General features: G+C 68.9%; 6 protein-coding genes and 1 pseudogene. 5 read left to right on the top strand and 2 right to left on the bottom strand.

The window, feature by feature from the left end; all coding sequences use genetic code 11:
- Nucleotides 1–7 precede the first annotated feature (7 nt).
- A complete protein-coding gene (locus AWC08_RS15080; protein WP_308203312.1) occupies nucleotides 8–460 on the bottom strand; it encodes a PaaI family thioesterase in 453 nt (150 codons plus the stop codon).
- 87 nt (nucleotides 461–547) lie between these two features.
- Between AWC08_RS15080 and AWC08_RS15085 the strand changes: the two genes are divergently transcribed.
- The 5 genes from AWC08_RS15085 to AWC08_RS39065 all read left to right on the top strand — a co-directional run bounded on the left by AWC08_RS15085 (nucleotide 548) and on the right by AWC08_RS39065 (nucleotide 5,642).
- On the top strand, nucleotides 548–1,117 hold the full coding sequence (locus AWC08_RS15085) for a DUF2231 domain-containing protein (protein WP_065133955.1): 570 nt from the start codon (nucleotides 548–550) through the stop codon (nucleotides 1,115–1,117).
- Nucleotides 1,118–1,171: 54 nt separating this feature from the next.
- Nucleotides 1,172–1,783: a TetR/AcrR family transcriptional regulator gene (locus tag AWC08_RS15090; protein WP_065133956.1), complete on the top strand. Its 612-nt coding sequence runs from the start codon at nucleotides 1,172–1,174 to the stop codon at nucleotides 1,781–1,783.
- 75 nt (nucleotides 1,784–1,858) lie between these two features.
- Nucleotides 1,859–3,415: a DHA2 family efflux MFS transporter permease subunit gene (locus tag AWC08_RS15095; protein ID WP_082986335.1), complete on the top strand. Its 1,557-nt coding sequence runs from the start codon at nucleotides 1,859–1,861 to the stop codon at nucleotides 3,413–3,415.
- Entirely contained in the window at nucleotides 3,412–4,188 is a 777-nt protein-coding gene (locus AWC08_RS15100; RefSeq protein WP_065133957.1) for an SDR family NAD(P)-dependent oxidoreductase, read from the top strand. Before AWC08_RS15095 ends, AWC08_RS15100 begins: the two co-directional genes overlap by 4 nt.
- A 92-nt stretch (nucleotides 4,189–4,280) precedes the next feature.
- A complete protein-coding gene (locus AWC08_RS39065) occupies nucleotides 4,281–5,642 on the top strand; it encodes a PE family protein (RefSeq protein WP_085087924.1) in 1,362 nt (453 codons plus the stop codon).
- A gap of 32 nt (nucleotides 5,643–5,674) precedes the next feature.
- On the opposite strand, the pseudogene AWC08_RS36525 reads toward AWC08_RS39065, so the two are convergent.
- Nucleotides 5,675–6,035 (bottom strand): annotated as a pseudogene (locus tag AWC08_RS36525) (PE family protein); the annotation flags it as partial.

A 6,035-nucleotide genomic window follows, 5' to 3' on the forward strand; every position in this document is an offset into this window, starting at 1 on the left:
CAGCGCGTCAGCTGCGATGTGCGCGTAGTTGATACAGGCCGTGAGTCTTGGCGACGACGGCGCCGTTGGCATCGGTGACGACCGCATCCAGTACGTAGTCGGACTTGCCCTGTGCGGCGGCCTCGGCCTCCACCCGTGCGATCGTCTCGTCGTCCAGCTGCGCCTCGGCGCGCAGCGGGGTGCTGGCCATCGCCAGAAAGGAGATGTCGACGTTCTTCACCAGTGGGAAGTACTTGCTCGCGTCGAAGGTCGACAGCGCGATGATGCCGCCCAAAACTTCGGCGACGGTGAACTGAACGCCGGCATAGATGACGCCGAAGTGATTACCGTTGCCCTCGACCGGAACGCTGGCAGCGGCAAAGCCGCGTCGCGCCTCGACCACCCGCACGCCCATGTGTTCAGCGATCGGGATGGTCGACGACAGAGCGGAATTCATCATCTCGACGAGGGAATCGGTCACGTCGTCGATGGTCGCACACCAGTCAGTACGCGGTGACGCTCGGGACCGGTGCGGGTTGGACCTCACATAACCGGGTAGACAACCGCCATGAACCTTCATCGCGCCCTGAGCCGTGTCGAGGATTTCGAGGTTCTCGACGGGACGACCGAGGCCGCCTCCCATGTCGCAGACCAACTGCTTGGCCGTCGCGGCCTTGGCGGGGCGCTGCGCGGCTCGTGGCTCGGCCACCCCGTGCACCCGTTGTTGATCACGCTGCCGATCGGGGCCTGGCTGACCTCTGCCGTCTTGGACGTCGTCTTCAAGGACGCCACGGCAGCCCGGCGGCTGGTCGCCATCGGCCTGGCGGCAACGCCGCCCACAGTGCTGGCCGGGTGGGCCGACTACCCACTGCTCAACCGTCGGCAGCAACGGGTGGGTCTGGTGCATGCGGCGTCCAACGGTGTTGGCGTCGTGATGTTTTCGCTGTCCTACCGGTCTTACCGCAAGGAGCGGTACCGGGCGGCTCGCATGTTCACCGTCCTGGGGTTGACCGCGATCAGTGCCGGCGGAGCGCTCGGCGGGCACCTCTCCTACGCTCAGGGCGCCGGCATGTTTCGCTGGCAGCCACTACGTGCGGTGACAAACCGCAGCGCGGCGGAGCACCGACGCGCCGCGTGAGATAACCGTCGGGAGCGGGCCCGAGGGCTTGTAGAAGATGTAAAACTTGCCAACATGGCATCCGGCTCCTACCACCACGGCAATCTCCGGCAGGCGCTGCTGGATCACGCCGTGACCTTGGCCCGGGCCGGTGGGCCGGACGCGGTGGTATTGCGCGACGTGCAGCGCGCGGCCGGTGTGAGCAACGCCGCCGCGTATCGCCACTACTCAGACCGGCAGGCGCTGCTGGGTGCGGTTCAGGTGTACGCGATGACGCTGCTGGGTGAGTCGATGGTGGAGTCGATTGCCGCGGTGCCCAATCGCGGCCCGCGCAGTCGTCGCGCCGTGGCCCGCCTTCGCGCCACCGGGCAAGCCTACGTAGACTTCGCGCTTGCCGAACCCGGGTTATTCCGAACGGCTTTCGCACCCGGCGGCCCACACGAAACTGACACCATCGTCGCACGCGACCGTCATCCGTTCTTCATCCTCAGCGGCTGCATCGACGATCTCGTCTCTACCGGAGTCCTTTCCCCGGACCGACGCGACGGGCTCGACGAGGCCGCGTGGGCGGCCGTCCACGGCCTGTCCTCGCTGTATCTCGATGGACCGCTCGCCGCGGCGGACGCCAACCGCAAGCAGTTGATCGCCGATCGCCTGCTCGACGTCATCCAGGACGGCATCCGCTAGACCGTCATGTTGACAGCGATAACTTCCGCTGGCATGCTGACCGATGTTACTGCTGTCAACATAAGGCGGACCTTGATGACCATCAATGCCCCCGACCGTTCCCAACTCGAGTCGCCACCGGCGCGGGTCCGTCCCGCTGCCGTCCTGGCTGTCGTCCTGGTGGCCTCCCTGGCGATCAACGTGGAGACCACTATCGTCAATGTCGCACTGCCCACCCTGAATTCGGCGCTCGGCGCCTCGACCCGGGGACTGCAGTGGATCGTCGACGCCTACAATCTCGCCTTCGCCGCGCTGGTATTGGCCGGTGGCACCATCGGAGACAAGTTCGGGCGTCGCGGCACGCTGATCACCGGGCTCGTGCTCTTCGCGGTGAGCAGCGTGGGCGCCGCACTGTGCACCACTACGGGATCACTTGTGGCACTGCGGGTGGTGATGGGCGTGGCAGCTGCACTGATCTATCCGACCACGCTGGCCATCATCACCGACACCTTCCGCGAGCCGCGGCAGCGGGCAGTCGCGATCGGGCTCTGGGGCGCGGTCACCGGCCTGGGGGTGGCCATCGGCCCGATCCTCGGCGGCGCGTTGCTCGAGGCCTTCTGGTGGGGGAGCCTTTTCCTGGCCCTGGCACCCATTGCCCTCGCGGCGGCGCTCAGCGCGCCCGTCGTCATCCCGGCCTCCACGCCTGACCCGGATTCGCGCCTCGACCGTGGCGGGCTGGTGCTTTCCGTCGTCATGCTCGGTGCCCTGGTTTACACTATTATCGAAGCGCCAGAACAGGGTTGGACGTCCACGCGGACGCTGGTGGGCTTCGCTCTGGCCCTGGCGGCAGGCGTGGGCTTTGCGCTGTGGGAACGACGGCAACGCGACCCACTCATCGACGTCACCTTGTTCACCAACCTGCGCTTCAGTGCGGCAAGCGGGGCCGTCACGGTGGCCTTCTTCGCCTTGTTCGGGTTCATCTTCCTGATCACCCAGTTCATGCAGCAGCTGCAGGGATTCGGCCCGCTGGGCACCGGTGTGCGCATCCTGCCGGTCGCGTTGTCGATCGCCGTCGGATCGGTTCTGGGCACCAGACTGGCCGTCAGTAGGGTCGGCACCAAAGCCGTTGTCTTCCTGGGCCTTCTGCTGATGGCCGCATCCTTCGCCTGGATCAGTACCTGTGACCTGAGCGTCAGCTATCTGGAGATGGCCGGGCAGATGGTGCTGCTGGGCGGCGGGCTGGGCCTGACCTCTGCCCCGGCGACCGACTCCATCATGGGCGTGGTGCGGCCGGAGCAGGCCGGCGCCGGGTCTGCCGTCAACGACGCCACCCGCCAGGTGGGCGGCACCCTCGGCGTCGCGGTCATCGGCAGCGTCTTCTCCACGATCTACATCCGCCACCTCACCGAAAGCCAAGCGCTGCAGCGGCTGCCGCATGCGGCCCAAGCTGTTGCACAGGAGGGCCTGGCGCAGGGCCTGGCTGTGGCGGGCCAGTCTCCCGCTCCGATAGCCGGCGCCGTGCGGGCGACGGTCAGCGATGCCTTCCTGTCCGGCATGACCGCCGGCTGCCTGACCGCCGCAGCGGTCTGCCTCGCCGGAGCGTTCTTTGTGCTCGCCGTACTGCCGGCACACCCGGTCGGGAGCCGGGCATGACCAAGCGCGAGCAGTACGGTCCGTGGGCGGTCATCACCGGCGCCAGCGACGGGATCGGTCGCGCCGTCGCTGAACATGTTGCGGCACAGGGTCTCGACGTGATACTCGCCGCGCGCAGTGATGCCAAGCTGCAGACACTCGCCAATGACCTGGAGCGGTCACACGGCGTGAAGACCCAGGTGGTTGTTGTAGACCTTGGCAAATCCTCCGGAGCGACAACGCTTTTGAAGGCGACCGACGGGTTGGAGGTAGGCCTGGCGGTCCTGGCGGCCGGATTCGGGACCACCGGAGCGTTCCACGATTCGGACCCCACCGGCGAACTGGAGATGATCGCCGTCAACGTCGCCGCCGTCGCACAGCTCGCCCAATCGTTCGCGTCGAGGATGGTTGCACAGGGACACGGCGGGATTGTGTTGTTCGGCTCCATTCTCGGCTGGCAAGGAGTGCCGGGCCAGGCGAACTACGCGGCTACCAAGGCGTACGTGCAAAGTCTCGCGGAGGGTATGCACCGTGAACTCAAGCCGCGCGGCGTGGATGTGCTGTCGGTTGCGCCCGGACCGGTACACAGCGGCTTCGCCGCACGCGCGGGTCTGACGATGAGGTCGGCCGCCGCACCGGCAGTGGTGGCCAAAGCGATCTGGTCGGCGCTGGGGCGACGCGTGAACGTGGTGCCGGGTACACAAGCGAAGTTCTTGACGGCATCCCTGGCACTGCTTCCCCGCCGGGTCAGGACGATAATCCTGGGGCGCGTGATGGCATCGATGCGGCGCTGACGAAGTTGCTGCGGAATTTAGCGCGGGACCGCCATACGATTTTCTGACATGCGGTGACACTCGGGCGGTGACCGCGTCGGTTCGGAGGTCGAATGTCCTTTGTCATTGCGGTTCCGGAGTTCTTGACGGCGGCGGCCGCAGAGCTGGGGGATATCGCCTCCTCGATCGGCGCGGCCAACGGGGCGGCGGCGGGCCCGACGTCGGCCTTGCTGGCTGCCGGCGGCGACGAAGTGTCCGCGGCCGTGGCGGCGGTGTTCAACGAGCATGCCCGGGCCTATCAGGTGGTCAGTACCGGGGCGGCGGACTTCCACCAGCAGTTCGTGCAGCTGCTGAGCGCCGGTGCCGGCTCCTATGCCAGTGCCGAAGCCGCCAACGCCAACCCGCTGCAGAATCTGCTCAATCAGGTGAACGGGGTGGCGGAAACCTTCTTGGGACGCCCGCTGATCGGCGACGGCCGCGACGGTGTCGACGGAACCGGTGCCAGGGGGCAAAACGGTGGCTTGCTGTGGGGCAACGGCGGTAACGGCGGGTCGGGTGCGGCCGGGCAGAACGGCGGCGGCGGTGGAGACGGCGGCTTCTTGTTCGGCAACGGCGGCCGGGGAGGCGCCGGTGGCGCCGTTCCCAACGGCTTCGCAGGCTGGGGCGGTAGCGGCGGCAACGCCGTCGGCCTGTTCGGCAACGGTGGCGCGGGCGGTGTCGGCGGCGCCGGTGGTACCGGGGTCGCCGGTGACGGTGGCAACGGCGGGAGCGGTGGCTTCATTTTCGGCAACGGCGGCGTCGGCGGAGCTGGCGGACGCGGCTTCGTCGCCGGCTGGGGCGGTTACGGCGGCGACGGGCTGGGCCTGCTCTACGGCGCCGGCGGCACGGGCGGCGCCGGCGGAGCCACCCCCTTGCCCGGTGGCGTCCCGGGCATGGGCGGTACCGGCGGCAGCGGCAACATCCTGTTCAACGTGATCAGCACCGGGGCCGACGGCGGCATCGGTGGGGACGCTGCCGGCGTCACCACCGGCGGGCAGGGCGGTCAGGGCGGTAGTGGCGCCGGCCAGTGGCTCGGCTTCGGCGGCGCCGGTGGGGCCGGCGGCGCTTCCCTGGGCAGCGGGACAGGCGGGCCCGGCGGATACGGCGGCGACGGCGGCGCCTTCTTCGGCATCGGCGGTGCCGGCGGCAACGGCGGGTTCGCGGATGCCGGCGGCAGGGGTGGGGTCGGCGGGCTGGGTGGCCTCGGTGGCATCCTCTTCGGGCTCGGCGGCGCCGGCGGCAACGGTTTCGGGGCCGCCAACTTGGCAGTCGGTGGCAACGGCGGCCAGGGCGGTTACGGCGGCTTCCTGTTCGGCATCGGCGGCCACGGCGGAAACGGCGGCATCGGCGCCACCCCGGGTATCGGGGCGCCCGGGGGCTTCGGCGCCTATTTCCTGTTCGGGCCTAACGGGGCACCGGGGTTGACGCCTGCCTGAGCTTCGCTGTTCCTAGCCGTCAGCCCCAACCGCTAGCTGGACTGACCAGCCTTCCCCGGCGAAAGGAATTGGTAGGAGAAACCGCCCCTTCCCCCTGCGCCGAGGCTGGTTCCCCCGTCACCTCCGTCTTGTCCCAGCGTGATGAACGCGCCGAGTCCACCGCCACCGCCGTCGGTGCCGCTGCGCCCGTTCCCACCTCCCTCGCCGACACTGGGCGTCGAGGCGCCGCCGCCACCACCGCCGCCGCCCAGGCCGCCGACCTGCCCAGCGCCGCCGGCGCCGCCGATGCCGTTGATCGGATTTCCAGCACCGTCGAAGGCCACGGAATTGCCGCCTGCGCCGCCCTTTCCGGCGACACCGCCTACGCCGCCGGCGGCGCCACCACCCCCACCC

This window comes from Mycobacterium gordonae (assembly GCF_002101675.1).
Taxonomy (GTDB): domain Bacteria; phylum Actinomycetota; class Actinomycetes; order Mycobacteriales; family Mycobacteriaceae; genus Mycobacterium; species Mycobacterium gordonae.